The sequence below is a fragment of the Albidovulum aestuarii genome, from assembly GCF_029961185.1.
GTDB lineage: Bacteria > Pseudomonadota > Alphaproteobacteria > Rhodobacterales > Rhodobacteraceae > Albidovulum > Albidovulum aestuarii.
In genome coordinates this window covers 266,632-292,815 of record NZ_JASBQQ010000003.1, presented here as the reverse complement: position 1 = coordinate 292,815, position 26,184 = coordinate 266,632, and the positions used below count along the sequence as shown (strand labels likewise).

Sequence of the window (26,184 nt, the reverse complement as noted above, 5' to 3'; positions counted from 1 at the left end):
TATCGAATATTGGATACAATATGCAAGCACGAAATTGTATCCAATCTCCGAAAGCCCGGTTATGGGAGAGCCCATGCAGATCGACAGCATCAATATCGCCCAGACCGCCTCGGCGGCCACTATCATCTATGAGGCGCTGAAAAAGGCGATCATCGAGGGGCAGCTGGCCGATGGCGCGCCGCTGCGACAGGACGAGATCGCGAAGATGTTCAATACCTCGCGCATCCCGGTGCGCGAGGCGATCACCATGCTGGAACAGCAGGGGCTGGTGGTCACCCAGCGCTACAAGGGCGCGGTGGTGGCGGGGATATCGCCGGATGAGGCCGCCGAGATCTGGGATTTCCGCGCGCTGGTGGAGGGGCATGTGATCGAGGCCGCCGTACCGCGCATGTCGGACGAGACGCTGGAACTGGCGCGGTCTTACCTCACCGCCTTTTCCGAAGGGGCGACGCCGATGGACTGGGGTGACCAGAACCGCAAGTTCCACACGATCCTGTATCGCGACAGCGGCCTATTCTACCACCTCGGAGTCATCGAGAAGACCTTGGACCGCGTGGATCGCTATCTGCGCGCGCAGCTTGCCTTGTCGAACGGTCTGGCCCGCGCAAACAGGGAACATGAGGCGATCCTCGCGGCCTGCGAGCGCCGCGATGCGACCCGTGCGGCAGAATTGACGCGGCTGCATATTCTGGGCGCGAAGACCAACCTCTTGGACAACCTGCGGAAGCGTTAGACGGGCGAAGACGCAGAGCGGTTGACCGGCAAGCTTTCAGTGGATCGTGCGGCCTCGCACACTGCCCCTGCGGCAACCGCGACTGATGCGCGCCCGTCGGTGCACCCACGCAACCGTGAAGCATTTTCCCGATGCGGCACACGGATTGAGCAGCGGAAGCGCACTGTTTTTTCGGATATTCAGACCCAGGGAACCACCACTCGGCATTCAAGCCAACAACTGAAAAACTCTGCGTGAGGTTTCGCGATCCGGTTGTGATTTCAACTTGTCGGTCGCCGCGCCCATCTTGGTGTCACAAGGCCGCCCCCGGCCAACATATGACCAGACACTGAAAGGACAGACCATGAAACACCTTCTTCTTACCGCCGCGCTCGTGCTTTCCGCCGGTTCCGCAATGGCAATGACGACGCATGCCGACCTGACCGGCCCGGCCCGCGCCCAGGCCGAACGCATCGTGCCGAACGGCGATTTCGAAAACCTGACCTCCGCTCAGGTTAACGCGATTGAAAACATCCTCGCCAGCGACAACGACAATCACGGCGGCCAAATCCGCGCGATCCTGAACTGACACCACTCACGCGCGATAGGGCGTCCGCATTTGCGGGCGCCCTTTTTTTTGCGTTCCGTTCAATCACATCCGGTTCACGAGATGGGGACATTGCTGTAACGGTCTTGGTCTTTGACCGGACTTCGTTGCAAAACGGGGCAACAAGGTCGGGGACACAATGACAAAACGCCATTTCCGCCGCAGGGCGCTGCCGCGTGACATCTGCACAAGGGGCGAACGCCTATGAAAAAACCCGCCCTCTTTCTTGCACTCGCCGTACTTGTTGCCGTGCTGATCACAATGATCGGCCGCAATCCGCCCGATCTGGACATGCTGCGCGGCTATCTGGCCGGGCTGGAGGCGCGGATGGCAGAGAACCCGCTGACTGTGGCTGCAATCTTCTTTGCCGCCTATGTCGCCGTCACCGCCCTGTCGCTGCCACTAGCGGTCTGGATGACTCTCGCCGCCGGGGCGCTGTTCGGTTTCTGGTGGGGGTTGGTGCTGGTCTCTTTCGCCTCCACCACCGGGGCAACGCTGGCTTTCCTTGCCTCGCGCTACCTTCTGTCGGACTGGGTGCATGAGAAACTGGGCAACCGGCTGCAGACCATCGACGAGGGAATGGAGCGCGACGGGGCCTTTTATCTTTTCACCCTGCGCCTGATCCCGGCGATCCCGTTCTTTGCCATCAACCTGTTGATGGGGCTGACCCCGATCCGGGCGCTGACCTTCTATCTGGTCAGTCAGGCCGGAATGCTGGCGGGGACGGCGGTTTATGTGAATGCGGGCACGCAGCTTGCCCAGCTTGAAAGCCTGTCGGGCATCCTGTCGTTGCCCCTGATCCTCTCCTTCGTGCTATTGGGTATTTTTCCGTGGATCGCGAAATTTATCCTTGGCCTTGTGAAACGCCGCCGCGCCTATGTCGGCTGGGACCGACCCTCGCGCTATGACCGCAATCTCATCGTGATCGGGGCAGGCGCGGCCGGTCTCGTTTCGGCCTATATCGCGGCGGCGGTGAAGGCGAAGGTTACGCTGATCGAAAGCCATAAGATGGGCGGCGATTGCCTGAACTATGGCTGCGTGCCCTCGAAGGCGCTGATCAAATCGGCCAAGCTTGCGCATCAGATGCGCCATGCCGACCACTACGGGCTGACCGCGACCACACCGGAGTTTTCCTTTCGCAAGGTCTTTGAGCGCATCCATGCAGTGGTCAAGGCCATCGAACCGCATGACAGTGTCGAGCGTTATGAGGGGCTGGGCGTCGAGGTCTTGCAGGGCCACGCCAAATTGATCGACCCCTGGACGGTTGAGATCACCGGCGCGGATGGGAAAGTGCAGCGCCTGACCACGAGGTCGGTGATCCTCGCCACGGGTGCTGCCCCCTTCGTGCCGCCCCTGCCGGGGCTGGAGGAGGTTGGCCATCTGACTTCGGACACGCTCTGGGAAGAGATGGTGACGCGGGATGCCGCGCCGAAACGGCTGGTCGTGCTTGGTGGCGGCCCCATCGGCTGCGAACTGGCGCAAAGCTTCGCTCGGCTCGGGTCGGACGTCATCCAGATCGAGATGCTGCCGCGCATCCTGATCCGCGAGGATGAGGAGGTTTCCGACCTCGTGAAGGCCTCGATGGAGACCGATGGCGTCACCGTGCTGACCGGTCACAAAGCCACATCTCTTGGCAAGACCGGCAAGACAAAGTGGATCGAGGTCGAGGCCGATGGCGACACGCGCAAGATCGAGTTCGACGATATCCTTGTCGCGGTAGGCCGCGCCGCCCGGCTGAAGGGTTACGGTCTGGAGGAGTTGGGCATCGAGACCGGAAAGGTGATCGAGACCAACGAATATCTTGAAACCAAATACCCCAATATCCTTGCTGCGGGTGATGTCGCGGGCCCCTACCAGTTCACCCATACCGCCGCGCATCAGGCCTGGTTTGCCAGCGTCAACGCGCTTTTCGGCAAGTTCAAACGGTTCAAGGCGGATTACCGCGTGATCCCCTGGGCGACCTTCACCGATCCCGAAGTGGCGCGGGTGGGCCTGAACGAACAGGAGGCGCGGGAAAAGGGCATTCCTCACGAGGTCACGCGCTACGGCATCGACGATCTTGATCGCGCGATTGCCGACGGCACGGCGCATGGCTTCGTCAAGGTGCTGACCCCACCCGGCAAGGACCGCATCCTTGGCGTCACAATCGCGGGCGAACATGCGGGCGACCTGATGGCCGAGTTCGTATTTGCGATGAAGCACGGGCTGGGGCTGAACAAGATCCTCGGCACGATCCACACCTATCCGACGCTGGCCGAGGCCAACAAGTTCGCCGCCGGGGAATGGCGCAAGGCACATGTCAATGCGCGCGCCTTGAGCCTCTTGGAACGGTTTCACGCCTGGCGGAGGGGTTGAATGCTCGACCGTCACCTGCTGCCCCTTGTCCGCGCCACGCTTGACGCACCGGCCCGTGCGCTGGTGGCGCGGGGCGTGAGCGCCGATCAGGTGACGCTGGCGGGGTTCGGGCTGGGGCTGCTGGCAGTTGCCGCGCTGGCCTTCGGGGTTTATGCGCTCGCGCTCATCCTCATCCTCGCCAACCGCATCGCCGACGGGATGGACGGGATCATGGCCCGGATGACACAGCCCACCGACCGGGGGGCCTTCATCGACATCGCGCTCGACTTCCTCTTCTACGCGCTTGTCCCCCTTGGCTTCGCGCTGGCCGATCCCGCCACCAACGCCCTGCCCGCCGCCGCGCTCATCGCCAGCTTCGTCGGCACCGGGTCGAGCTTTCTTGCCTTCGCCTCCATCGCCGCCAACAAGGGCCTGACAACCGATGCCTATCCCACCAAGGGCATCTACTATCTCGGCGGGCTGACCGAGGGCACGGAAACCATCGCGCTTTTCATCGCCATGTGCCTCTGGCCCGCTGCTTTCCCCGTATTGGCGTGGTGCTTCGCGGCCCTCTGCATCCTCACCACCCTGACCCGCTGGCATCAAGGCTGGCAGGCATTTCAGAACAACTGACCGACAGGAGTATCCATGCGTCTTCCGCTTCTCGCCGCCCTTGCCACAGGCATCGCCCTTCCGGCCCTTGCCGAAAGCTGGGACGACACCGTCGCTGCCGCAAAGGGCCAGACCGTCTACTGGAACGCCTGGGGCGGCGATGAGCGCACCAACGATTTCATCGCCTGGGCGAGTGACGAACTGGAAGCCGAATACGGCGTCACCATCCAGCAGGTGAAGCTGACCGACACCGCCGAGGCCGTGACCCGGGTCATCGCCGAGAAGGCGGCGGGGCAGACGATGGGCGGATCGGTCGACATGATCTGGATCAACGGCGCCAATTTCCTGTCGATGAAGGAACAGGGACTGTTGCACGGGCCGTTCCTGCACGACCTGCCGAATGCGAAATACCTCGATCTGTCCGACGGGTCGGCGGCAGTTGTCGATTTCACCATCCCGACCGAGGGCTATGAGTCGCCTTGGCGGCTGGCGAAGTTCGTGCTGACGCATGACTCGGCCCGCGTGGCGGAACCGCCGAAGTCGATGGCAGCGCTTCTGGATTGGTCCAAGGCCAATCCGGGGCGCGTCACCCATCCAGCCGTGTCGAACTTCATGGGTGCGACATTCCTCAAGCAGGCGCTGAGCGAACTGACGCCGGATGCGGGCGTCCTGCAGGGCGAGGCGACGGATGAGGCCTTTGCCGAAGCGACCGCCCCGCTCTGGGCTTGGTACGATGATCTGCGCCCGACCCTCTGGCGCGAGGGCACGACCTTCCCCGAAAACGAAAGCGTCCTGCAGCAGATGCTGAACGACGGCGAGGTCGACTTTGCCATGGCCTTCGACCCTGCTGCTGCGGCTGCGGCGGTCGAGCGCGGCCTTCTGCCCGAAACGGTCCGCAGCTACGCACCCGAAGGCGGCTCCATCGGCAATATCAGCTTTGTCGCTATCCCCTACAACGCCGCCCATAAGGAGGGCGCGATGGTGGTGGCGAATTTCCTCTTGGATCCGGCTACGCAAGCTAGGGCGCAGGACATCACAGTGCTTGGCAGCTATTCGGTGCTGGACCCGGCGAAGCTGGATGACGAGGCCGGCGCCGCCTTCGCGGCCTTGCCGTCTTCGCCCGCCCTGCCCACGAACGAAGCGCTTGGCCGCACCCTCAATGAGCCGCATCCAAGCTGGATGACCCGCATCGCCGAGGAATGGGCCAGGCGTTACACTGAATGACCGCAACCGAAGGCCGCACACTTCGCCTGATTGTCCTCGCCCTCGTCGCGGGCGGCCTTGTGCTGCCGATCCTCGCGGGGTTGTGGGAGACGGCGCGGGCGGCCTTCGGAGTGCTTCCCGCCATCGGCGCTACGGACTGGTCGCTGGAGCCCTGGCACCGGCTCTTCGCCCTGCCGGGTTTCGGCACCAGCCTGACACTGACACTCTGGACCGGTTTTGCTTCGACCGCTTTGGCGCTGGCACTGGCGGTCGGGTTCGCGGCTGCGATGTATGACCGGTTCGGGGTGAAGGGTGGCGCACGCCTCCTGACGCCGTTCCTTGCCACGCCGCATGCGGCGCTCGCCATTGGCCTTGCCTTTCTCATCGCGCCCTCGGGCTGGATCGCGCGCCTGATCAGCCCATGGGCAACCGGCTGGGCCCTGCCGCCGGATGTGGCCACCGTGAATGACCCGATGGGCTTGGCACTGATCCTCGGGCTGCTGGTGAAGGAAGTGCCGTTCTTCCTGCTGGTGATCCTTGCCGCCCTCTCGCAACTGCCTGTGCGCAGGCATCTCTCGGCGGGTCGCGCGCTGGGCTATGGGCGGGGCGTGGTCTGGATCAAGGTCATCCTGCCCCAGCTCTATCCGCTCATTCGCCTGCCGGTCTATGTGGTCCTGTCCTTCGCGCTTTCGGTCGTTGATATCGCCATCATTCTCGGCCCCTCGAACCCGCCGGTCCTATCGGTCGCCGTCACCCGCTGGTTCCTTGCGGCCGATACGAGCCTGATTCTGCCTGCCTCGGCCGCAGCCCTGCTGCAAAGCGCCGTGGTGATCGGCGGGATTGCCCTCTGGCGGGGGGCGGAACGGCTCTGCGCGGTGCTGGGCCGCATCTGGACAAGGCGCGGAGGGCGCGGCGTGTCGGCCGAGCCGGGGCTGATGGCGGCAGGCGGGGCTGTCGTGGTCCTGATGGGTTTGGGCGCGCTGGCACTCGTGTCCCTGCTCATCTGGTCCCTCGCCTGGCGCTGGTCCTTCCCGAATGCCCTGCCCGAAAGCTGGAGCCTGAAGGCCTGGATGCGGCCCGGCAGTGGCTGGGACGCTGCACTTGAGAACACCCTGATCATCGGTATCGCAACGACGACCGTCTCGGTCGCGCTCGCCATTGCCTGGCTGGAGGGTGAGGACCGCGCCCGCCTGCCCCGCGCGGGCTGGGCCGAGGCGCTGATCTACCTGCCGCTTCTGGTACCGCAGATCGCCTTTCTCTACGGGTTGCAGGTGGTGTTCCTCAGGGCGGGGATATCGGGCGGCATGATCGCCGTGATCTGGGCGCAGGCGCTCTTTGTCTTTCCTTATGTTATGATCGCGCTTTCCGATCCATGGCGGGCGCTTGACCCGCGCCTCCTGCGCGCCGCCGCCGCTTTGGGGGCGGGGCCGGTGCGCCGGCTTCTTGCCGTGAAACTGCCGATCCTGCTGCGCCCTATTATGACCGCCGCCGCCATCGGCTTTGCGGTCTCGGTGGCGCAATACCTGCCGACGCTTTTCATGGGCTCGGGCCGGATCGCGACGCTGACGACCGAGGCGGTGACACTGTCATCCGGCTCCGACCGCCGCGTGACAGGCGTCTATGCCGTGCTGCAGGCCGCCCTGCCCTTCGTGGCCTATCTGACGGCTTTGGCTCTGCCCGCCTTCCTTCACCGCCACCGCGCGGGGCTGCGAGGGGGGGCGGTATGAGGGGGCTGGATTTACACTCTGTGACAATCCGCGCCGCGGATGCGCCGCTGTTCGCTCCCCTGACGCTCACTGTGCCGCGCAGCACGGTCACGACGATCGTCGGCCCCTCCGGCATCGGCAAGTCGACCCTGATGGATTTCATCGGCGGGCATCTGGCGCGGGGGTTTACGGCCTCAGGCTCTGTTATCCTCGACGGGCGTGACGTCACCCGCCTGCCCGCCGAGGTGCGTCGGATCGGCATTATGTTTCAGGATGCAGCGCTTTTCCCGCATCTGTCGGTCGGCGACAACCTCGCCTTCGGCCTTGCCTCACATGTCCGGGGCCGCGTCGCGCGCCGGGATGCCATCGAGGTGGCACTGAAACAAGCCGGCCTCGCCGGATTCGCCGAACGTGATCCGGCAACCCTATCCGGCGGCCAACGCGCCCGCGTCGCCTTGATGCGGACGTTGCTTGCGGAGCCTTGCGCGCTGCTTCTCGATGAGCCGTTCTCCAAGCTCGACCCCGACCTGCGCGGCGATCTCAGGCGCTTCGTCTTCGACCATATCCGCGACCGCGACATCCCGGTTCTGATGGTAACACATGACGAGGCCGATGCGGCGGCGGCGGGCGGGCCGGTCATTCCGCTGGGCGGATAAGCGGAGAAAGCGTATCCTTTCGTTGAAGGGAACGGGGGCAACGGCCATGAATGTCGGCTGGAAACCGGCGGAACGCGAAGGGAAGCGGCCGTGAGGGGTCGCCTTGCCCGGATCGTCATTCGCCTTGCGCTTCTGGCACTGCTCGTCTGGCTGGCACATTGGCTGATCGGCTGGACCATGACCAAGGGCATGGCATTGAAAGCGAACCCAATGGCGGGGATCGGATTCCTTGCCGCGCTTCTACTGGCCTATGCGCTGTTGATCGCGATCCCTTTCGTACCGGGCGTGGAACTGGGCCTGACGTTGCTGATGGTCGAGGGCGCGGTGATCGCGCCCTTCATCTGGGCGGCGACGCTCTTGGGCCTGATGCTGGCTTTCGCAGCGGGCGCGTTTCTGCCCTACCCGGTGCTGCGGAGGACACTGGAGGATCTGCGGCTTGCCCGCGCGGCAAGTCTGGTCGCGGCGCTGGAACCCCTTGACCGGGACGAACGGCTGGCGGCATTGCGCGACCGCCTGCCCCGCTGGCTCTCGCCACTCGTCCGGTCGCAACGATACGTTCTGCTCGCACTCCTCATCAACCTGCCAGGCAATTCCGTGCTGGGAGGCGGCGGTGGCATCCTGCTTCTGGCAGGTATGAGCCGGCTGTTTTCAACGCTCGCCACCTTCACAACGGTGGCCCTCGCCGTCGCTCCGGTGCCCGTCGTCGTCTATCTGCTGGACGAAACGCTGCCGCTGCCGGGGTTCTGACCGACCCTAACCGACCCGTCGGCGGGCGGTTTGACGCTCTACCGGTCCAAAATGTGTCCGCAGGATCTGTAACAGACGCCGGTGCAGGGGCCGGTGGCGGTTGCGGATGTGGAAACCCGCGTAGATCGGCAACAGGATCGGCGGCGCATCTGCGACCAGACGGCACGTCCCGGCACGCTGCAGCTTTTCGGCGGAATCGCGCAGGACGTAAGCCGTGCCACCCATGGTTTCCAGAAGCGACACCATCGCCGCGTTCTGGCCGATGGACAGGCTCGTCTTGGAAAACTCGGGCAAAAGGTTCGCGTGAATCCGCGGCAAAGCGTCCGAAAAATGCGGCATGATGTAGGTCTCGCGCCGGACCTCCGACATCCGGTCGGTTTCGGTCGAGACCATCAGATAGCGGATCTCGCCGAGTGTCTCGAAATAGAGATCAGGGTGGAAACGGGGGGTAAAAAGGATCGCGATATCCTCGATCCCGGTCGAAAGGTCTGAACTCATTTGCGCGGAATAGTCGGCCTCGAACAGGAAGGCGGCCTCGGGCAGTATCGCCCGGAAATCGCGGATGAGTTCCGAAAAATGAATGCCAACAAGATCGGCCTGAATACCCACCCTGACCGTCACCGCCCCGCTGCCGAGATCGCGGATCGCGTAGCGCGCCTCGGTCCAGTCATGCTGCAGCGTCCGCGCATGTGGCACGAAGCGCAGCCCCTCGGTCGTCAGTTCCGTGCCCGCGCGCGACCGGATGAACAGCCGGTGGCCCAAAGCGGTTTCCAGCGCCTTTACCCGGCCCGACACGGTGGATTGCGTGACACCCAGACGATCGGCGGTGCGGTTGAAGCTGCGTGTGTCGCAGAGGTCGAGGAATGTCTCAATCAGTTCGATCTGCATCAGAGGGTCAATCCTTCCGGCAGTTCCGCCGCCAGCAGCGGTTTCACCAACGCCAATGTGTCGAGGTTGCGCACCCATTCATAAAAGATGCCCTTGACTGAGGTCTCGACAATCCCCGTACCTCGCATCCGTGCGAGTCCTGCCTCATGGCAAGGTCCCGGCGACCCGCAAGCATCAGCGGCCACCGCCACTTTGTATCCGGCCGCCTGAAGTCCGAGCGCCGACTGCATCACGCAGACATCGGTCTCAAGCCCACAGAGAATCACCTGGCCCTTGCCGGTGGCCCGAACCGCCTGGAGAATGTCCTGCTGCCGTGCCAGACCGAAAAACCGTTTGTCATATATGACGGCCTCGTCCGGCAGGACGTCGCGAATGGCATCATGCGTCGGGCCGTTTGGCCCGATATCCTCGGCCATAGCAAGGACCGGCACGCCCAATGCGCGGGATGCACGGATCAGCCAGACAATACGGGCCAGCAGCGTTTCGGCGTCGCGGGCGTCCAGCTTGTCGAGGAAGACATCCTGAACGTCGATGACGCACAAAAGGCTGTCGGTTCGGTCGAAGAGGTCAGCAATCATTCAGCGTTCCACTAATCGGAATTGCCGATCAATAACGCGCCACCTCACGAATTGAAAGTATCCCCGCCCGAAAGGATACTCCCGTCACATTTCAGGGAGAGCGAGATGGCCGGGATTCCTTCGACAGCGCGTGTGGTAATCATCGGGGGCGGCGCCGTGGGCGTGTCATCCCTTTACCATCTGGCCAAGGCAGGATGGACGGATTGCGTTCTTCTTGAAAAGAACGAGCTGACCGCCGGATCCACGTGGCACGCGGCGGGCAACGTCCCGACCTTCTCGACCTCATGGTCGATCATGAACATGCAGCGCTACTCGACCGAGCTTTACGCGCGCCTCGGCGCAGAGGTCGATTATCCGATGAACTACCATGTCACCGGTTCGGTCCGCCTCGCGCATTCGAAGGAACGGATGCAGGAGTTTCAGCGCGCCAAGGGCATGGGCCTTTATCAGGGCATGAACCTCGAGGTGCTGGGCGTCGACGAGATCAAGGGCAAGTATCCCTTCATCGAAACCCATGATCTGGCCGGTGCGCTCTATGACCCGGCCGACGGCGATATCGACCCGGCGCAGCTGACGCAGGCGCTGGCCAAGGGCGCGCGCGAGATGGGCGCCAAGATCCTGCGCTTCACGCCTGCGACCGGCGTTTCCCGTGAGAACGGCGAATGGATCGTCCATACCGAAAAGGGCGATATCCGCTGCGAATACGTGGTCAACGCCGCAGGCTATTACGCCCAGAAGGTCGGCGAGTGGTTCAAACCCTATGGCGGGCGCACCGTGCCGATGATGGTGATGAGCCATCAATATGTGCTGACCGAGCAGGTGCCGGAAATCGAGGCCTGGTCCAAGGAGGTCGGCCACAAGCTGCCGCTTTTGCGCGATGTGGACGTGTCCTATTATCTGCGGCAGGAAAAGAACGGCTTCAACATCGGCCCCTATGAGCCGAACTGCAAGGCGCATTGGGTGAACCCCTCCGACCCGATGCCGGACGATTTCTCGTTCCAGCTTTACCCCGACGATCTGGAACGGATCGAGGAGATCGTCGCGGATGCGATGGAACGCGTGCCGCTTGCCGGGACGGCCGGTATCAGCCGCATCATCAACGGACCCATCCCATACGCTCCCGATGGCAACCCGCTGATCGGTCCAATGCCCGGCGTGCCGAACGCGTTCGAAGCCTGTGTCTTCACGTTCGGCATCGCCCAGGGCGGCGGGGCGGGCAAGGTGCTGGCCGAGTGGATCACCGAGGGTTGCACGGAATGGGACATGTGGTCCTGCGATCCGCGCCGCTACACCGATTATACCGACCGCGAGTATTGCATCGAAAAGGGCAAGGAAGTGTACGGCAACGAATATGCCATGCATTTCCCCTGGCACCGCTGGCCCGCCGCACCCGACCGCAAGGTTTCCCCGGTCCATGACAAGATCAAGGAGCTTGGCGGCCAGATGGGGGCCTATAACGGCTGGGAACGCGCCAACTGGTTCGCGCAGCCGGGCGACGACACCTCTGAGGCGGCGACGCATACCTGGGGCCGCTCGGGTCCGTGGGAACAAAGGATCAAGGAAGAATGCGAGGCGGTGCGCGACAGCGTCGGCGTGCTGAACCTGCCGGGCTTCTCGCGCTTCTGGGTGCAGGGCGAAGGTGCCGACGACTGGTTGCGCGGCTTCTGCACCGGCGCCCTGCCCAAGGTCGGGCGGATGAACCTGATTTATGTCGCCGACAAGCGCGGCCGCATCCTGACCGAGCTTTCCTGCATCCGGCTTGCGGAAAACAGTTTTGTCCTGATCACGGCGGCCACCGCGCAGTGGCATGACGGCGAGTTGATCCGCAATTCCGTGCCCGCAGGCGTGACGGTGCGGGAAACCACGACCGAACGCGACTGCCTGATCATCGCCGGACCGAAATCCCGCGATCTGCTGGCGGGCATCTCGGATGCCGACCTCTCTCTGGGTTGGCTGACCCATCAGCACGCGACCGTCGCGGGTCGGAAGGCCTTCCTGATCCGCGTGTCCTTCGCGGGCGAACTCGGCTGGGAGGTGCATACCGAAAATGCCGACATGCCCGCGATCTATGACGCTGTGCTGGCGGGCGGCGCGAAACCTTTCGGCATGTGGGCGCTGAACAGCTTGCGCCTGGAAAAGGGTTACCGCGCCTGGAAGGGCGACCTTTCGACCGATTATTCGCTGCTGGAAGGCGGGTTGGAGCGCTTCGTCAAGTTCGACAAGCCGCAGGACTTCACCGGCAAGGCTGCCCTTCTGGCCGAAAAGCAGCGGGGCGTGAAGAAGAGCTTTGTCACCCTCATCGTCGACGCCAAGGATTGCGACGCGCCCTACATGTCGACGCTCTGGCATGGTGGCAAGGTCGTCGGCGAAACCACGTCCGGCGCATGGGGTTACCGAGTGAACGCCTCGGTCGCTCTCGGCATGGTGCAGGCCGATCTGGCGGTGCCGGGGACCGAGCTGGAGGTCGAGATCTACGGTGAACGCTGCCGCGCGGTGGTGCAGCCCGACCAGCCGCTCTGGGATCCCGAAAACGCCCGGATCCGGGCCTGAACCATCCTGCGGAAGGAAGGCGCAATGTCTGTCCCATCCACGATGTTCGGCGTGCTGCTGACCGGCCATGGCGGCCCGGAAATGCTTGCGTGGTCGGACAGCATTCCGGTGCCGCACCCCGGCAAGGGCGAGGTGTTGGTCAAGATTCTGGCCGCCGGCGTGAACCCGACGGACATCAATACCCGCGTCGGCTGGTATGCTCGCAACAAGGACGCCGAGGGCGGCGGATGGGGCGGCGCGCTTCGCTTTCCCCGCATTCAAGGCGGTGACCTTTGCGGTCGCGTTGTGGCGCTTGGCGAGGGTGTGGAAGGTCTCGAGATTGGCGCGCGGGTGATCTGCCCGGTCAACCAGGCCGAACCGACCCCGGACAATCCGATGGGCTTCGTGGCGATCGGCTCTGAATACGACGGCGCGTTCGCCGAGTATTGCTGCATCCCGGCCCGTCATCTCTATGACGTGACGGCCTCGCCGCTGTCGGATACCGAAATTGGCGCGATGCCCTGCGCCTATGGCACGGCGCATAACCTTTTGTCCCGGTCCGGGGTCGCCTCGGGCGACCGCGTGCTGATCACCGGGGCGTCGGGCGGCGTCGGTTTTGCCGCCGTGCAACTGGCCCTGCTGCGCGGGGCACAGGTGACGGCGCAATGTTCTGCTGCCAAGTCGGCCCATGTGCGGGCCACCGGTGCCGCGGTGATCGACCGCGAAGCCGATCTTGACGCAGCATCCTTCGACGTGGTGATCGACATTGTCGGTGGTTCGCGCTGGATGCAGCGGCTGGACGCATTGCGCCCCGGCGGCCGCTACGCCACGTCGGGCGCGATCGCGGGGCCGATGGTCGAGGCGGACCTGAGAACGATCTACCTGCATGACCTGACGATCTTTGGCTGTTCGCACCAGTCCGGCGACACGTTCGCGGGTCTTGCCGCGATCATCAATTCCGGGGCGATCCGCCCGCTGGTCTCGAAGACCTACCCGCTGCGCGAGATTGCGGCCGCGCAGGAAGACCTTCAGTCGGGCAAGTATCCCGGCAAACTTGTGCTCATTCCCCAGGAGAAGACTTAAATGTCCCAGCTTCCCTCAAAAGCCCGCGTCGTCATTATCGGTGGCGGTGTCGTCGGCTGTTCGGTGACCTATCACCTGACCAAGCTCGGCTGGAAGGATGTCGTGCTGCTGGAGCGCAAGCAACTGACCTGCGGCACGACCTGGCATGCGGCGGGGCTGATCGGCCAGCTGCGCGCCTCGGCCAACATGACCAAGCTCGCGAAATATTCCGCCGATCTCTACGGCGGACTGGAGGCCGAGACCGGGCTTGCGACAGGTTTCAAGCAGGTTGGTTCGATTTCCGTGGCGCTGACCGACGCGCGGAAAGAGGAGTTGTTCCGCGGTGCCTCCATGGCGCGTGCCTTCGGCGTTCCGGTAGAGGAATTGTCGCCGCAAGAGGTCAAGGACCGCTATCAGCATCTGAACATCGAGGGCGTGAAGGCCGGGGTCTGGCTACCCACGGACGGTCAGGGCGACCCGGCGAACATCGCGCTCGCTCTCGCCAAGGGCGCCCGCCAGCGCGGTGCCGTGGTGGCCGAGGGTGTAAAGGTGACCGGCATCAAGGTCGAAGGCCGCCGGGCGAAGTCGGTGTCCTGGGAACAGAACGGCGAACAGGGCGTGATCGAGGCCGATCACATCGTAAACTGCGCCGGGATGTGGGGCCATGAGGTCGGCCGCATGGCGGGCGTCAATGTGCCCTTACATGCCTGCGAGCATTTCTACATCGTGACCGAGGCCATCCCCGGCCTGACCCAGATGCCGGTCCTGCGGGTGCCGGATGAATGCGCCTATTATAAGGAAGATGCGGGCAAGTATCTGCTCGGCGCGTTTGAACCCAATGCCAAGCCTTGGGGTATGAACGGCATTTCCGAAGATTTCTGCTTTGACCAGCTGCCTGAGGATTTCGATCATTTTGAGCCGATCCTCGAACGCGCCTGCAACCGCCTACCCATGCTCGCCGAAGCGGGCATCCATACGTTCTTCAACGGGCCCGAAAGCTTCACGCCGGATGACGCCTACAACCTAGGCCTGTCGCTGGAAGTGGACAATTTCTGGGTCGCGGCGGGTTTCAACTCCATCGGCATCCAGTCCGCCGGGGGCGCTGGCATGGCGCTCGCGCAATGGATGGAGACGGGCGAGAAGCCCTTCGATCTCGGTGACGTCGATGTCAGCCGAAACCAGCCCTTCCAGGGCAATAAGCACTACCTCTTCGAGCGGTCCAAGGAAACGCTCGGCCTGCTCTATGCCGACCACTACCCCTACCGCCAGAAAGCCACCGCGCGCGGCGTGCGGCGCACGCCCTTCCATGCGCATCTGGACGCGAATGGCGCGGTCTTCGGCGAGATCGGCGGCTGGGAACGTGCGAACTGGTTCGCGGAGGAAGGCCAGGCGCGGGAATACCAGTACAGCTGGGGCCCGCAGAACTGGTTCGGCAATCAGGCGGCCGAGCACAAGGCCGTGCGCACCAATGTCGGCATGTATGACATGTCCTCCTTCGGCAAGATCCGGGTCGAGGGGCGTGATGCCGAGGCCTATCTGAACCACATCTCGGGCGCCGATATGTCGGTGGCGCCCGGCAAGATCGTCTATACCCAGTTCTTGAACAGGACGGGCGGGATCGAGGCCGACGTGACCGTCACGCGGCTTTCGGAAACCGCCTATCTGGTCGTCACTCCCGCCGTGACCCGGCCCAAGGATCAAGCCTGGATGCGCCGACATATCGGCGAGTTCAGCGTCGTCCTGACCGATGTGACGGCTGGCGAAGGCGTGCTGGCGGTGATGGGCCCGAATGCCCGCAAACTGATGCAGGCCGTGAGCCCCAACGACTTCTCGAACGAGGTGAACCCCTTCGGCACGGCGCAGGAGATCGAGCTTGGCATGGGCCTCGCCCGCGTACATCGCGTGTCCTATGTCGGCGAGCTGGGTTGGGAGATCTATGTCTCTGCCGACATGTGCGGTCATGCGTTCGAGACGCTCTGGGAAGCGGGGCAAGGCATGGGTCTGAAGCTCTGCGGCATGCACATGATGGATAGCTGCCGGATCGAGAAGGCGTTCCGCCATTTCGGCCATGACATCACCTGCGAGGATCATGTTCTGGAGGCGGGGCTTGGTTTTGCAGTGAAGACCGCGAAACCCGATTTCATCGGCCGCGACGCGGTGCTGCGGAAGAAGGAGGCGGGGTTTGAAAAGCGTCTGGTGCAGTTCCGGCTCACCGAACCCGGCGTGATGGTCTATCACAACGAACCTCTGATCCGCGATGGCAAGATCGTGAGTTGCCTCTCGTCGGGTGCCTATGGCCATCATCTGGGGGCCGCCATCGGCATGGGTTATGTGCCGTGCAAGGGCGAAAGTGCAGCCGATGTGCTGGCATCGAGCTATGAGGTCGAGGTGGCGGGCCGCCGGGTAAAGGCGGAAGCCTCGCTGGCGCCGATGTACGACCCGAAATCCGAACGCGTGCGGATGTGAATGAGCGGCCGGGGGTTTTCCACCCCCGGACCCCCGGAGAGTATTTCTGAACAGAAGAAGCCAATGGCTTTTAGGGAGAGCGGCAATGTCGGATGAGGCCATGAATTGCGAGCCGCGGCGCGCGGCACGGGCAGGCGGACGCGAGGCGCGGCGGGCGGCACGGGCAGCACCGCTGTCGGATGCGATCCGCCCGGTGCGGGCGGGTATGTCGGGCGGCCAGTACAAGCCGCTGACCGAGGCCGGGGTGGAGAAGATCCATCAGGCGGCTTTGGAGGCGCTGGAGGTGATCGGCCTGTCACAGGCCCCGGAATCGGGCGTGAAGGCAATGACCGAAGCAGGCGCCATTCAGGGCGATGACGGCCGCCTGCGGTTCCCCCGTGCGCTGGTGGAGGACATGCTGGCGGTCGCGGCGCGCGACATCACGCTGCATGCTCGCGATCCGAAACATGACCTGCATCTGTCGGGTTCCAAGGTGCACTACGGCACTGCGGGAGCGGCCGTGCATATCGTCGACCCGGTGACGCTGGACTATCGCGAGTCGACCGCGCAGGACCTTTACGACGCGGCGCGGCTGGTGGACAATCTCGACAACATCCATTTCTACCAGCGGACCATGGTCTGCCGCGATGTGGTCGACAATCAGGAGATGGACCTTAACACGCTTTACGGCTCGCTCGCGGGCACGAAGAAGCATGTCGGCACCTCCTTCAGCGATCCTTCCCATGTCGCCAAGTGTTTCGACCTCATTCACATGGTCGCGGGCGGCGAGGAGAAGTGGTTGGAGCGGCCCTTCGTCAGTAACTCCAACTGTTTCGTCGTGCCGCCGATGAAGTTTGCCGAGGAAAGCTGCGTGGTGATGGAGGATTGCATCCGTCGCGGCATGCCGGTGCTGCTGCTCTCGGCCGGTCAGGCCGGCGCCACGGCCCCTGCCCCAATCGCGCTGACCATCGTGCAAGCGGTGGCCGAATGCCTTGCCGGTGTGGTCTACGTCAATGCCGTGAAGAAGGGGGCGCCCGCGATCTTCGGCACCTGGCCCTTCGTTTCCGACTTGCGCACCGGTGCCATGTCGGGCGGATCGGCGGAACAGGCGCTGCTGACGGCTGGCTGCGCGCAGATGCATCGGTTCTACAACCTGCCGGGGGGCGCGGCCTCGGGCATCTCGGATTCGAAACTGCCGGACATGCAGGCAGGCTGGGAACAGGGCATCACCAACTCGCTCGCCGGCCTTGCCGGGCTCAATATGTGTTACGAGGCGGTGGGCATGCATGCCTCGCTTCTGGGCTTCTGCCTCGAAAGCCTGATCCTTGGCGACGACCTTCTGGGGCAGGCCATGCGGCTCGTGCGCGGGATCGATGTGACCGAGGATTCGACCTCCATCGAGGCGATGAAACAGGTCTGCATGGGCGGGCCGGGTCACTACCTAGGCTCGGATCAGACGCTGCAACTGATGCAGACCGAATACATCTACCCGACCGTCGCCAACCGGATGAGCCCGAAGGAATGGAACGAGGCGGGAAAGCCGCTGTTGCTGGACGCGGCGATTGCCCGGAAGAACGAGATCCTGTCCAAGGCGGGGAATGTGATCGATCCCGAAATCGACCGGGCGATCCGGGCGAAATACAACATCTACTTCCGGTAGGACGATGAAAATTCTGGAACGTCTGGGCCAGTTTTACATTGGCGGCGAATGGGTTTTGCCCGGCGCCGGGGCAACCCGGCTGGCGGTGGAGAACCCCGCGATAGAGGAAATTCTGGGTGAGGTCGCCATCGGCTCGGCCATGGATGCCGACCGGGCGATCATGGCGGCGCGGGCGGCTTTTCCGGCCTTCTCGGCCCTGCCTGCCGCCGACCGCATCGCGCTTCTGAAGCGGGTGCATGAGGTTTATCTTGCCCGCGCTGAAGACCTCGCGCAGGCGATGTCGGCCGAGATGGGCGCACCTATCGGCTTTGCCCGCGCGGCACAGGTCTGGGCGGGCGACGTGCATCTGGCCGCGACCATCGAGGCCGCTGATCGCTTCCACTGGGAAGAGAAACGCGGCACGACGCTGATTCAGCGCGAGGCCATCGGCGTGGTGGGCCTCATCACGCCCTGGAACTGGCCAATGAACCAGATCGTCTGCAAGGTGGCGCCCGCTTTGGTTGCTGGCTGCACCATGGTCCTGAAGCCCTCGGAAATTGCGCCCCTTTCAGGTCTGGTCTTCGCCGAGATCATGAACGAGGCAGGCGTGCCCGCCGGGGTCTTCAACCTAGTGAACGGCGACGGGCCGGGCGTGGGGTCGCGGCTTTCCTCGCACCCGGAGGTCGACATGGTATCCTTCACCGGTTCCACGCGGGCCGGGATCATGGTCGCTGAGGCGGCGGCGCCGACGGTCAAGCGCGTGGCGCAGGAACTGGGCGGCAAGTCGGCCAATATAATCCTCGCTTCCGCCGATCTTAAAGCGGCGGTCGAGGGCGGCGTTGACGCGTGCATGTCGAACACAGGCCAAAGCTGTGACGCGCCGACTCGGATGTTCGTGCCACGCGCGGTCGAGAAAGAAGCCTTGGCGATCGCAAAGGCCAAGTGCGAGAGCCTGCGCGTCGGCGACCCGGCCGATCCGGAAACCGCGATCGGGCCGGTCGTCAGCCGGGCGCAATACAAGAAGATTCAGGGGCTGATGGAGACCGGCATTGACGAGGGCGCGATTCTGGTCGCCGGTGGGACGGGGCGGCCAGACGGTATGAACCGGGGCCATTACGTGCGCCCCACGATCTTTGGCGGCGTCACCCCGGACATGGCCATCGCGCGCGAGGAAATCTTTGGCCCGGTTCTGGCGATCCTGCCCTATGACAGCGTCGACGAGGCCGTCGCGATGGCCAATGACAGTGTCTACGGCCTCGGCGGCTATGTGCAGGGCGAGCTGACCGAGGCCCGCGCGGTGGCGCGGCGTCTGCGCACCGGACAGGTGCAGATCAACTACCCCGACTGGGACACGTTCGCCCCCTTCGGCGGCTACAAACAATCTGGCAATGGCCGTGAATATGCCGACTGGGGCATACACGACTTCTGCGAGGTCAAGGGCATCATCGGATACGGCGCCTGAGGCGCTTACGGAGGAACAAACATGCATTACGGATATATCGGCCTCGGCAATCTCGGAGCGGCCTGCGCGGGCTGCCTGCTGAAGGCGGGCTTCAAGGTCACGGTCACCGACCTGAAGAAGGAACTGGCCGAACCCCTGATCGCGGCAGGCGCGACATGGGCCGACAGCGCGGCCGAGGTCGCGGCGAATGTCGATCACGTCATCACCTGTCTGCCCTCTCCGGCCGTCACCGAAAAGGTGCTGGCGCAGATCCTGCCCAAGATGAAGAAGGGGGCGACCTGGATCGAGATGTCCACGCTCGGTCGCGACGACGTGCTGGCCTTCGCGAAAGTGGCCGAAGCGCATGGCATCAAAATGCTGGAACTGCCCGTCACCGGCGGCGTCCACCTCGCCTATCGCGGCGAGATCACCATGCTGCCGGGCGGCGACAAGGAGACCGTCGATATGCACTGGAAGGCGTTCGAGGCGATGGGCAATCGGGTCTTCCACATGGGACCCTTGGGGTCGTCCTCGATCATCAAGGTCATCACCAACATGCTGGCCTTCATCCACCTCAAGGCCTGCGGCGAGGCGCTTATGTTGGCCAAGCGCGGCGGGCTCGATCTCGGGCAGGCCTGGCATGCCATCGCGGCGTCGTCGGGCAATTCCTTTGTCCATGAGACCGAGGGCGCGCTGATCCTCAACGGCTCCTACGACATCGCCTTCAACATCGACCTCGCGCTGAAGGACCTTGGCTTTGCGCTCGGCTTCGGCAAGGAGTTCGGCGTTCCGCTGGAACTGGCCAGCATGACCAACCAGACCTATATCGCCGCCAAGGCGGCCTATGGCGGTGAGGCGCAATCGCCGATGATCGCGAAATTGCTCGAAGATCAGTTGGGCACCGATCTGCGCGCGCCGGGCTTCCCCGCACGGCTGGAATGACCGCAAAACGACATTGACCCGTCGCGGAACGGGATGAACACAGACCCCGCCTGAGGCATCAGGGCGGGGTGCTTTGCATGAGGAGAGCATGGACGGGTTTGACTATATCATCGTCGGCGCGGGTTCGGCGGGCTCAGTACTGGCCGAGCGGCTGTCAGCGAACGGGCGGCACCGGGTTCTGGTGCTTGAGGCGGGAGGCACCGACCGGCGGTTCTACGTCCATCTGCCCCTTGGCTACGGCAAGCTCTTCTTCGATCCGGCCGTGAACTGGATGTACCGGACGGAACCCGATCCCGGTCTTGCAGGCAATCAGGATTTCTGGCCGCGCGGCAAGATCCTTGGCGGGTCGTCGTCGATCAACGCGATGGTCTGGATAAGGGGCCATCAGAGCGACTATGACGACTGGTCAGACGCCGCCGGGTCCGGCTGGGGCTGGGAGGCCGCGCGCGCGGCCTACCGCGCGATCGAGGACAACGAGGCAGGCGGTAATGACGTTCGCGGCACGGGCGGCCCCTTGTTCATCTCGGCCAATCGCACGGACCTGCATCCGCTGGTCGAAAGCTATATCGGCGCGGCCGAGGCCGCTGGTCTGCCCCGCAACGCCGATTTCAACGGCGCGGAACAGGAAGGCGTCGGCGTCTACCAGATGACGATCCACAAAGCACGGCGCAACTCTGCCGCACGCGCCTTCCTGCGCCCCGCAATGAAGCGCCCGAATGTAACGGTCCTTACCCATGCCCATGTCGCCCGCGTCCTCTTCGAAGGGCGTCGGGCTGTCGGAGTCGAGTACCGCAAAGGCGGGAAGCTGCATCAGGCCCGTGCCGGGCGCGAGGTGATCCTGTCGGGCGGCGCAATCAACTCGCCGCAGCTTCTGATGCTTTCGGGTGTCGGTCCGGCTGCGCATCTGAAGGATCACGGGATTGAGGTAATCGCCGACAACGCCCAGATCGGCCAGAACCTGAACGATCATCAGGGCATTAACTACACCTGGCGGATGAATGTTCCGACCTATAACGACATCCTGCGGCCCTGGTGGGGCAAGATGCTGGTGGGCATGAAGTATTTCATGGGCGGCAGGGGACCGCTCGCGAAGTCGATCAACCATGCGGGCGGGTTCTTCCGTACCTCGCCCGACCTGTCGCGCCCGAATATGCAACTATACTTTCAGGCGTTTTCCACCCTCATCCCCCGGGTGGGGGAACGGCCCCTGCTGACGCCCGACCCGTTTTCGGGTCTCTCCATCGGGCTGTCGAACTGCCGCCCGACCAGCCGGGGCGAGATCACGCTCAACTCCTCCGATCCCTTTGCGGCCCCGAAGATCGTCGCCAATGCGTTCTCGACCAACCACGACGTCGAAGAGATGCTCCTGGCGGTGAAGTACCTTCGGAAGATCGCCGATCAGGAACCGATGCGTTCACTCATCGCCGAGGAATTACGGCCGGGGCCCGAGGTCATGACCGACGAAGACCTCATCGCCGATTTCCGCGCCCGGTCGGGAACGGTGTTCCACCCCTCCTGCACGGTGCGGATGGGCAGCGATCCGGCGACCTCAGCTGTAGACCCGGATCTGAAGGTGCGGGGCGTCGAGGGGCTGCGCGTCTGCGACGCTTCGGTCTTTCCAACGCTCATCGGCGGCAATACCAATGCGCCGTCGATTCTGACCGGCTGGATGGGGTCCGACCGCATCCTGAAGGGCGCAAGCTAGGGGAAACGCATGACCTATCTTCTCGGCGTCGATACCGGCGGCACTTACACCGACGCGGTGATCCTGAATGAGGGCGAGGATCGCGTCATCGCCTCGGCGAAATCGCTGACCACCCGGCCCGACCTGTCGCTGGGCGTCGGTCGTGCGATTGATGCCGCGATCGAGAAGGCGGGCGTGAAGGCCACCGAAATCGCCATGGTCTCGCTCTCTACCACTTTGGCCACCAATGCGTTGGTCGAGGGTCAGGGCGGGCGCGTGGCGCTGGTGTTCATCGGCTTCGAGGAAAGCGAGCTTGCCCGCGCCGGGCTGACCGACTCCCTGAAGGGCGATCCGGTGATCCGGCTTGCGGGTGGCCACAACCACGGCGGCGGCGAAGTTGCGCCGCTTGACCTTGCAGCACTTGAGGCCGGGCTGGACGCGCTCGGCCCCGACATAACCGGCTTTGCGGTCGCCTCCAGTTTCGCAACCCGCAACCCGGCGCATGAAACCGCCGCCCGCGACCTGATCCGCGAAAAGACCGGCAAGCCTGTCACCTGTTCGAACGAGCTTTCCGCCGGGCTGAACGGGCCCCGCCGGGCCCTTACGGCGGTGCTGAACGCCCGCCTCATCGGCATGATCGACCGGCTGATCTCGGCCTGCGAGGCGCATATGGCAAGCCTTGGCATCGACGCGCCCCTGATGGTCGTGCGCGGCGACGGGGCGTTGGTATCGGCCGGCCTCGCCCGCGATCGGCCGATCGAGACCATCCTGTCCGGCCCCGCCGCCTCCATCGCCGGGGCAAGCTGGCTGACCGGCGAAACCGATGCCTTGGTTTCGGATATAGGCGGCACCACGACCGATGTCTGCCTTCTGAAAGATGGCAAGCCGATGATCGACCCGATGGGCGCACGGGTGGGTGAGTTCCGCACCATGGTCGAGGCGGTGGCGATGCGGACAACGGGCCTTGGCGGCGACAGCGAGGTCCACCTGATCGAGGGTCTGCAAACCAGCCTGCGCCTGGGCCCCCGGCGTCTGGTTCCCGTGGCGCTCGCCGCCCGCGATTATCCCGAACTGGTCCATGAGGCGCTCGATACATGGCTGTCGATGGATGCGGTCGGAGAACATGACGGGCGCTTCGCCCTCCCGATGTGGCGCGACACCCCGCCCGAGGGGCTTTCGGGGCGCGAGGCGGCGGTGGTGGAGCGGCTGCTGGCCGGTCCGCGCCGCATCGCCGATTGCGTGCGCACAAGGCTGGAACTTCCGGCACTCACCCGCCTTGTTCAGCGCGGCCATGTGATGCTGTCGGGGGTAACGCCTTCTGATGCCGCCCATGTGCTGGGTCGCCTTGACAGCTGGGACGCGACCGCCGCGCGCAAGGCCGTCACCCTTTTCGCCCGCCGCCGTAACGGACGCGGCGACCGCATCGCGGCGGGGCCAGAGGATCTGGCGCAGGCGATCATCGACCAGCTTACCGCGCAGACCGTCGATTGCCTCTTGGAGGCTGCCTTTGCCGAGGACAGCCGCGACTGGAACGAGGCGCCAGAGATCCTTGCCCGTCATCCGCTGATGAAGGCGGGGCTCGATGGCCATTCCGGAATCGTGAAGGTGCAGACAAGCCTCGGCGTTCCAGTGATCGGGCTCGGCGCCTCGGCACCATCCTACTATGGCGCGGTGGGCGACCGCATCGGCAGCCGCATGGTCCTGCCCGAACATGCGGGCGTGGCGAACGCCATCGGCGCAGTTGTCGGCCAGATCGCCATGCATGCCGAAGGCATCGTCACCAGCCCCGGTCCCGGCCTCTTTTCCGCCCACCTGCCCGATGGTCCGCAGCGTTTCAACGACCGCGACAAGGCCATCGCCGTGCTGGAGGCAGCGCTCGTCGGGGATGCCGAATCCCGCGCACGGCAGGCCGGGGTGGAAAAAGTCCGCCTGACCGTCGACCGGAACATTTCCGAAATCGAGATCGAAGGCCAGCCAATGTTCATCGAAGCCCGCCTGCGGGTGACCGCGCAGGGCCGCCCGAGGATCGCCACTGGTTAACCCCCGGTGATGTCTCCGGCTTCACAATCGATTGGTTGGTGCAGTCAACGCACGCAGAACAGTGTCAGGTGAACGCCATCGCCGTCACTCGATCAACCGTTCCGCTGCCTCGATATAAGTCAGTTCGTGATCGAACCGACCCTTCGCCAGAAACTCCAGTACCTCGGCGATCACCATTGGATTGTTCATCATGAACGTGTGGGTGACCGGCAGGACGATATGGTCGTTCATCCCGCCAATGCGTGTGCTGTCGACGCTGACCTTGCCATCATCCTCTCCCGCGATCAGCGCCGAATAGATCGGGTTCAGCGACGTGTTCCCGGCAATCACCCCAAGGTCGAACTGCACTGCGGGCAGAGCATTGGGAACGCTTGCAGGCCCGGTCCCCAATTCCAGCCCTGCCGGACCATTGATCCACTGGAAAGGGCCGAGATCGCCGAAGGTGTCTACCAGTTCGGACCCGTGATTGGGCGGCGCCATCATTACCACCCGCCCCATATCGCCGGGCCGGTGGTCCGCCAGCCACGCCCGGACCAGAATTCCGCCCATCGAATGGGTCACAAAATGAACCCTTTCGTCACCACACTCTGCCACTGCCGGACCGACATAGGCGTCCACCAGCGTTTCAATCGGTGCCTCGGTCGAGGGGTAGTCGACATTGAGCACCCGATATCCGGCCCGTCCGAGCGCGCCCTCCATCACAGCAAGCGAGGTGTCGCTGCGGGCAAGACCATGCAACAGGACCACGCAATCGGCCCGCGCGGCATGCGGGACGAGGGTCAGGCAGGCGAGAATGAGGTATCTCAACATGAACCAGACATAGGAAATCGCCGCGCCCGATGCGAGAGGCCTTGCCCCAAAGCCGACGTCGCGTCACTCTGCGCCGGATGAAAGCTCGTTCGCCCCGTCTCGCAACCCGTGCCATCATCCTGCATGAGGGCCGACTTCTGCTCGTCAACGCCTATGCCGGGCGGCGCTCCGACCTCTGGTGTGCACCGGGCGGCGGGGTCGAACCGGGCAGTTCTCTGCCCGAAAATCTCGTCCGCGAGGTTCATGAGGAATGCGGGCTGACCATCGCGGTCGGCCCTCTGGCGCTGGTCAATGAGTTCCACGATCCGCGCACCGGCTTTCACCAAGTCGACCTCTTTTTTCGGTGCAATGTGATCAGCGGTCAGATCGACCCGGGCTGGTCCGATCCGTCGCGCGTCGTCCATACCCGCCGCTTCTTCGCCCCCGCCGAACTGGCCTCGATCCGGTTGAAACCCGACAGCCTGCCGCGCATCGCCTTTGGTCCGGTTGGTCCTGCAGAATACGATCCGCTGGAAGTGATCGTGGCATAGGCTGCGTTATCGCAACGTGTGACAGCTCCATGCCTGGTCGGCTGCATTCGTCGAAACTGTGCTATGCCTTACGCGCTGCAATGGCGACCCCACCCAGCACCATAAGCGCGGAAATCGCGAAACGCAGGGTCAAAACCTCATCCAGAAAAACTATACCGCCCAGAAGCGCGAGCACCGGCACGGTCAGTTGCGCCACCGCCCCGCGCGTCGCGCCAAGCAGGGGCAGAACGCGGTACCAGAGCGCATAACCAAGCCCCGAGGTGATCGCGCCGGAAATGATCGCCAGAACGATCCCATTGAAGCTGGTCACGGTTGTTCCGACCGGCAAGACCGGCATCAGGGCAAGTGCCACCGGAACCGCGAGAAGAAAGTTCCACGCCGTCGCGCCAAGCGGATCGTCTGATCCACGCGCCGAGAGCGAATAGAGCCCCCAGCCGATCCCCGCGGCCGCCATAAGACCCGAATGCATTATGCTGGAATTGGCCCCCGATCCCGGAGCGAGAAGATATAGCAAGCCAAGGAAGGCCAGCCCTGCCCCGATCCAGCGCCTTAGTGGAACCCTTTCCCGCGCAACCAGCGCGCCAACGAACATCGTCACCTGCACCATCCCGAACAGGATTAACGCCCCGGCTCCGGCATCGAGCGCGCCATAGGCGAGCGAGAAGCCGAAAAGATAGAGAAGCAGCGACAAGGCCCCGGCCACACGCCCCTGCCAGCCCGGCCACAGCGCACGGCCACCGCCGGCCTGGCGCAGCCCGATCATCACCGCGAGGATCGTCGCACCCGCCACGAGCCGGACAACGGCAAAAAGCACCGGGTCGATCAGCCCCGACCCGACCCCCATCCGGTTCAGCACCGAATTCGCGGCAAAGGCGGTCATCGTCAGGAAGGTCAGGAAGAACAGGGACATACGCATGGCTACACCACGGCGATCCGGCCGCCAACTCCCTTCCTTCGGCGTGGGACATTTCGTTCGACAGCGGCCTGAAACAAAACCGCGCAAGTGCTGCGGCAAGGCA

Annotated in this window: 21 protein-coding genes; 17 read left to right on the top strand and 4 right to left on the bottom strand. The window is 64.1% G+C overall.

Going from position 1 to position 26,184, the window contains the following annotated elements; all coding sequences use genetic code 11:
- Positions 1 to 73 precede the first annotated feature (73 nt).
- The 8 genes from QKW60_RS09485 to QKW60_RS09450 all read left to right on the top strand — a co-directional run bounded on the left by QKW60_RS09485 (position 74) and on the right by QKW60_RS09450 (position 8,577).
- Complete coding sequence (locus QKW60_RS09485; protein WP_282368288.1) at positions 74 to 733, top strand: GntR family transcriptional regulator; 660 nt, start codon at positions 74 to 76, stop codon at positions 731 to 733.
- A gap of 343 nt (positions 734 to 1,076) precedes the next feature.
- Entirely contained in the window at positions 1,077 to 1,301 is a 225-nt protein-coding gene (locus QKW60_RS09480) for a hypothetical protein (protein WP_282368285.1), read from the top strand.
- A 222-nt stretch (positions 1,302 to 1,523) separates the two neighbouring features.
- Positions 1,524 to 3,674: an FAD-dependent oxidoreductase gene (locus tag QKW60_RS09475; protein ID WP_282368283.1), complete on the top strand. Its 2,151-nt coding sequence runs from the start codon at positions 1,524 to 1,526 to the stop codon at positions 3,672 to 3,674.
- On the top strand, positions 3,675 to 4,286 hold the full coding sequence (locus tag QKW60_RS09470; RefSeq protein WP_282368281.1) for a CDP-alcohol phosphatidyltransferase family protein: 612 nt from the start codon (positions 3,675 to 3,677) through the stop codon (positions 4,284 to 4,286).
- Positions 4,287 to 4,301: 15 nt separating this feature from the next.
- Positions 4,302 to 5,489, top strand: a complete 1,188-nt coding sequence (locus QKW60_RS09465) for an ABC transporter substrate-binding protein (RefSeq protein ID WP_282368279.1) — start codon at positions 4,302 to 4,304, stop codon at positions 5,487 to 5,489.
- Complete coding sequence (locus tag QKW60_RS09460; RefSeq protein WP_282368277.1) at positions 5,486 to 7,195, top strand: ABC transporter permease; 1,710 nt, start codon at positions 5,486 to 5,488, stop codon at positions 7,193 to 7,195. The genes QKW60_RS09465 and QKW60_RS09460 overlap by 4 nt, the downstream gene beginning before the upstream one ends.
- The gene (locus QKW60_RS09455) at positions 7,192 to 7,830 is read left to right on the top strand and encodes an ATP-binding cassette domain-containing protein (RefSeq protein ID WP_282368276.1); all 639 of its coding nucleotides are present in this window, start codon (positions 7,192 to 7,194) and stop codon (positions 7,828 to 7,830) included. The genes QKW60_RS09460 and QKW60_RS09455 overlap by 4 nt, the downstream gene beginning before the upstream one ends.
- A gap of 90 nt (positions 7,831 to 7,920) precedes the next feature.
- Entirely contained in the window at positions 7,921 to 8,577 is a 657-nt protein-coding gene (locus QKW60_RS09450) for a hypothetical protein (RefSeq protein WP_282368274.1), read from the top strand.
- Between the two features lie 6 nt (positions 8,578 to 8,583).
- Here QKW60_RS09450 and QKW60_RS09445 read toward each other — a convergent pair whose 3' ends face one another.
- Positions 8,584 to 9,465: a LysR family transcriptional regulator gene (locus QKW60_RS09445; protein WP_282368272.1), complete on the bottom strand. Its 882-nt coding sequence runs from the start codon at positions 9,463 to 9,465 to the stop codon at positions 8,584 to 8,586.
- Positions 9,465 to 10,043: an isochorismatase family protein gene (locus QKW60_RS09440; protein ID WP_282368270.1), complete on the bottom strand. Its 579-nt coding sequence runs from the start codon at positions 10,041 to 10,043 to the stop codon at positions 9,465 to 9,467. Before QKW60_RS09440 ends, QKW60_RS09445 begins: the two co-directional genes overlap by 1 nt.
- A gap of 105 nt (positions 10,044 to 10,148) precedes the next feature.
- Between QKW60_RS09440 and QKW60_RS09435 the strand changes: the two genes are divergently transcribed.
- From QKW60_RS09435 to QKW60_RS09400, 8 genes are all read left to right on the top strand, one after another.
- Positions 10,149 to 12,593 (top strand): GcvT family protein, encoded by a 2,445-nt coding sequence (locus QKW60_RS09435; RefSeq protein WP_282368268.1) that lies wholly within the window; start codon positions 10,149 to 10,151, stop codon positions 12,591 to 12,593.
- Positions 12,594 to 12,617: 24 nt separating this feature from the next.
- Positions 12,618 to 13,655 carry an alcohol dehydrogenase catalytic domain-containing protein gene (locus tag QKW60_RS09430; protein ID WP_282368267.1) on the top strand — a complete coding sequence of 346 codons (1,038 nt, stop codon included), beginning with the start codon at positions 12,618 to 12,620 and terminating at the stop codon, positions 13,653 to 13,655.
- Positions 13,656 to 16,100 carry a GcvT family protein gene (locus QKW60_RS09425; protein WP_282368266.1) on the top strand — a complete coding sequence of 815 codons (2,445 nt, stop codon included), beginning with the start codon at positions 13,656 to 13,658 and terminating at the stop codon, positions 16,098 to 16,100.
- An 85-nt stretch (positions 16,101 to 16,185) separates the two neighbouring features.
- Positions 16,186 to 17,739, top strand: coding sequence for a trimethylamine methyltransferase family protein (locus tag QKW60_RS09420; protein ID WP_282368265.1), 1,554 nt, complete (start codon positions 16,186 to 16,188; stop codon positions 17,737 to 17,739).
- Positions 17,740 to 17,743: 4 nt separating this feature from the next.
- Complete coding sequence (locus tag QKW60_RS09415) at positions 17,744 to 19,180, top strand: aldehyde dehydrogenase family protein (RefSeq protein ID WP_282368264.1); 1,437 nt, start codon at positions 17,744 to 17,746, stop codon at positions 19,178 to 19,180.
- A 21-nt stretch (positions 19,181 to 19,201) separates the two neighbouring features.
- A complete protein-coding gene (locus QKW60_RS09410; RefSeq protein WP_282368263.1) occupies positions 19,202 to 20,101 on the top strand; it encodes an NAD(P)-dependent oxidoreductase in 900 nt (299 codons plus the stop codon).
- A gap of 88 nt (positions 20,102 to 20,189) precedes the next feature.
- Positions 20,190 to 21,806 carry a GMC family oxidoreductase gene (locus QKW60_RS09405; RefSeq protein ID WP_282368262.1) on the top strand — a complete coding sequence of 539 codons (1,617 nt, stop codon included), beginning with the start codon at positions 20,190 to 20,192 and terminating at the stop codon, positions 21,804 to 21,806.
- Between the two features lie 9 nt (positions 21,807 to 21,815).
- Positions 21,816 to 23,825, top strand: coding sequence for a hydantoinase/oxoprolinase family protein (locus tag QKW60_RS09400; protein WP_282368261.1), 2,010 nt, complete (start codon positions 21,816 to 21,818; stop codon positions 23,823 to 23,825).
- An 84-nt stretch (positions 23,826 to 23,909) separates the two neighbouring features.
- On the opposite strand, the gene QKW60_RS09395 is transcribed toward QKW60_RS09400, so the two are convergent.
- The gene (locus tag QKW60_RS09395; RefSeq protein WP_282368260.1) at positions 23,910 to 24,635 is read right to left on the bottom strand and encodes an alpha/beta fold hydrolase; all 726 of its coding nucleotides are present in this window, start codon (positions 24,633 to 24,635) and stop codon (positions 23,910 to 23,912) included.
- A gap of 29 nt (positions 24,636 to 24,664) precedes the next feature.
- Between QKW60_RS09395 and QKW60_RS09390 the strand changes: the two genes are divergently transcribed.
- Positions 24,665 to 25,165 (top strand): NUDIX domain-containing protein, encoded by a 501-nt coding sequence (locus QKW60_RS09390; protein ID WP_282368258.1) that lies wholly within the window; start codon positions 24,665 to 24,667, stop codon positions 25,163 to 25,165.
- Positions 25,166 to 25,226: 61 nt separating this feature from the next.
- On the opposite strand, the gene QKW60_RS09385 is transcribed toward QKW60_RS09390, so the two are convergent.
- The gene (locus QKW60_RS09385) at positions 25,227 to 26,081 is read right to left on the bottom strand and encodes a DMT family transporter (protein WP_336619160.1); all 855 of its coding nucleotides are present in this window, start codon (positions 26,079 to 26,081) and stop codon (positions 25,227 to 25,229) included.
- Positions 26,082 to 26,184: the final 103 nt, after the last annotated feature.

Bases quoted from the DNA above. Each gene is read 5' to 3' on its own strand.
- QKW60_RS09480 (WP_282368285.1), top strand. From the start codon at position 1,077: ATGAAACACCTTCTTCTTACCGCCGCGCTCGTGCTTTCCGCCGGTTCC.
- QKW60_RS09435 (WP_282368268.1), top strand. From the start codon at position 10,149: ATGGCCGGGATTCCTTCGACAGCGCGTGTGGTAATCATCGGGGGCGGC.
- QKW60_RS09390 (WP_282368258.1), top strand. From the start codon at position 24,665: ATGCGAGAGGCCTTGCCCCAAAGCCGACGTCGCGTCACTCTGCGCCGG.
- QKW60_RS09425 (WP_282368266.1), top strand. From the start codon at position 13,656: ATGTCCCAGCTTCCCTCAAAAGCCCGCGTCGTCATTATCGGTGGCGGT.
- QKW60_RS09470 (WP_282368281.1), top strand. From the start codon at position 3,675: ATGCTCGACCGTCACCTGCTGCCCCTTGTCCGCGCCACGCTTGACGCA.
- QKW60_RS09455 (WP_282368276.1), top strand. From the start codon at position 7,192: ATGAGGGGGCTGGATTTACACTCTGTGACAATCCGCGCCGCGGATGCG.
- QKW60_RS09395 (WP_282368260.1), bottom strand. From the start codon at position 24,635: ATGTTGAGATACCTCATTCTCGCCTGCCTGACCCTCGTCCCGCATGCC.
- QKW60_RS09415 (WP_282368264.1), top strand. From the start codon at position 17,744: ATGAAAATTCTGGAACGTCTGGGCCAGTTTTACATTGGCGGCGAATGG.
- QKW60_RS09445 (WP_282368272.1), bottom strand. From the start codon at position 9,465: ATGCAGATCGAACTGATTGAGACATTCCTCGACCTCTGCGACACACGC.
- QKW60_RS09485 (WP_282368288.1), top strand. From the start codon at position 74: ATGCAGATCGACAGCATCAATATCGCCCAGACCGCCTCGGCGGCCACT.
- QKW60_RS09430 (WP_282368267.1), top strand. From the start codon at position 12,618: ATGTCTGTCCCATCCACGATGTTCGGCGTGCTGCTGACCGGCCATGGC.
- QKW60_RS09460 (WP_282368277.1), top strand. From the start codon at position 5,486: ATGACCGCAACCGAAGGCCGCACACTTCGCCTGATTGTCCTCGCCCTC.
- QKW60_RS09410 (WP_282368263.1), top strand. From the start codon at position 19,202: ATGCATTACGGATATATCGGCCTCGGCAATCTCGGAGCGGCCTGCGCG.
- QKW60_RS09400 (WP_282368261.1), top strand. From the start codon at position 21,816: ATGACCTATCTTCTCGGCGTCGATACCGGCGGCACTTACACCGACGCG.
- QKW60_RS09465 (WP_282368279.1), top strand. From the start codon at position 4,302: ATGCGTCTTCCGCTTCTCGCCGCCCTTGCCACAGGCATCGCCCTTCCG.
- QKW60_RS09420 (WP_282368265.1), top strand. From the start codon at position 16,186: ATGTCGGATGAGGCCATGAATTGCGAGCCGCGGCGCGCGGCACGGGCA.
- QKW60_RS09440 (WP_282368270.1), bottom strand. From the start codon at position 10,043: ATGATTGCTGACCTCTTCGACCGAACCGACAGCCTTTTGTGCGTCATC.
- QKW60_RS09475 (WP_282368283.1), top strand. From the start codon at position 1,524: ATGAAAAAACCCGCCCTCTTTCTTGCACTCGCCGTACTTGTTGCCGTG.
- QKW60_RS09385 (WP_336619160.1), bottom strand. From the start codon at position 26,081: ATGCGTATGTCCCTGTTCTTCCTGACCTTCCTGACGATGACCGCCTTT.
- QKW60_RS09405 (WP_282368262.1), top strand. From the start codon at position 20,190: ATGGACGGGTTTGACTATATCATCGTCGGCGCGGGTTCGGCGGGCTCA.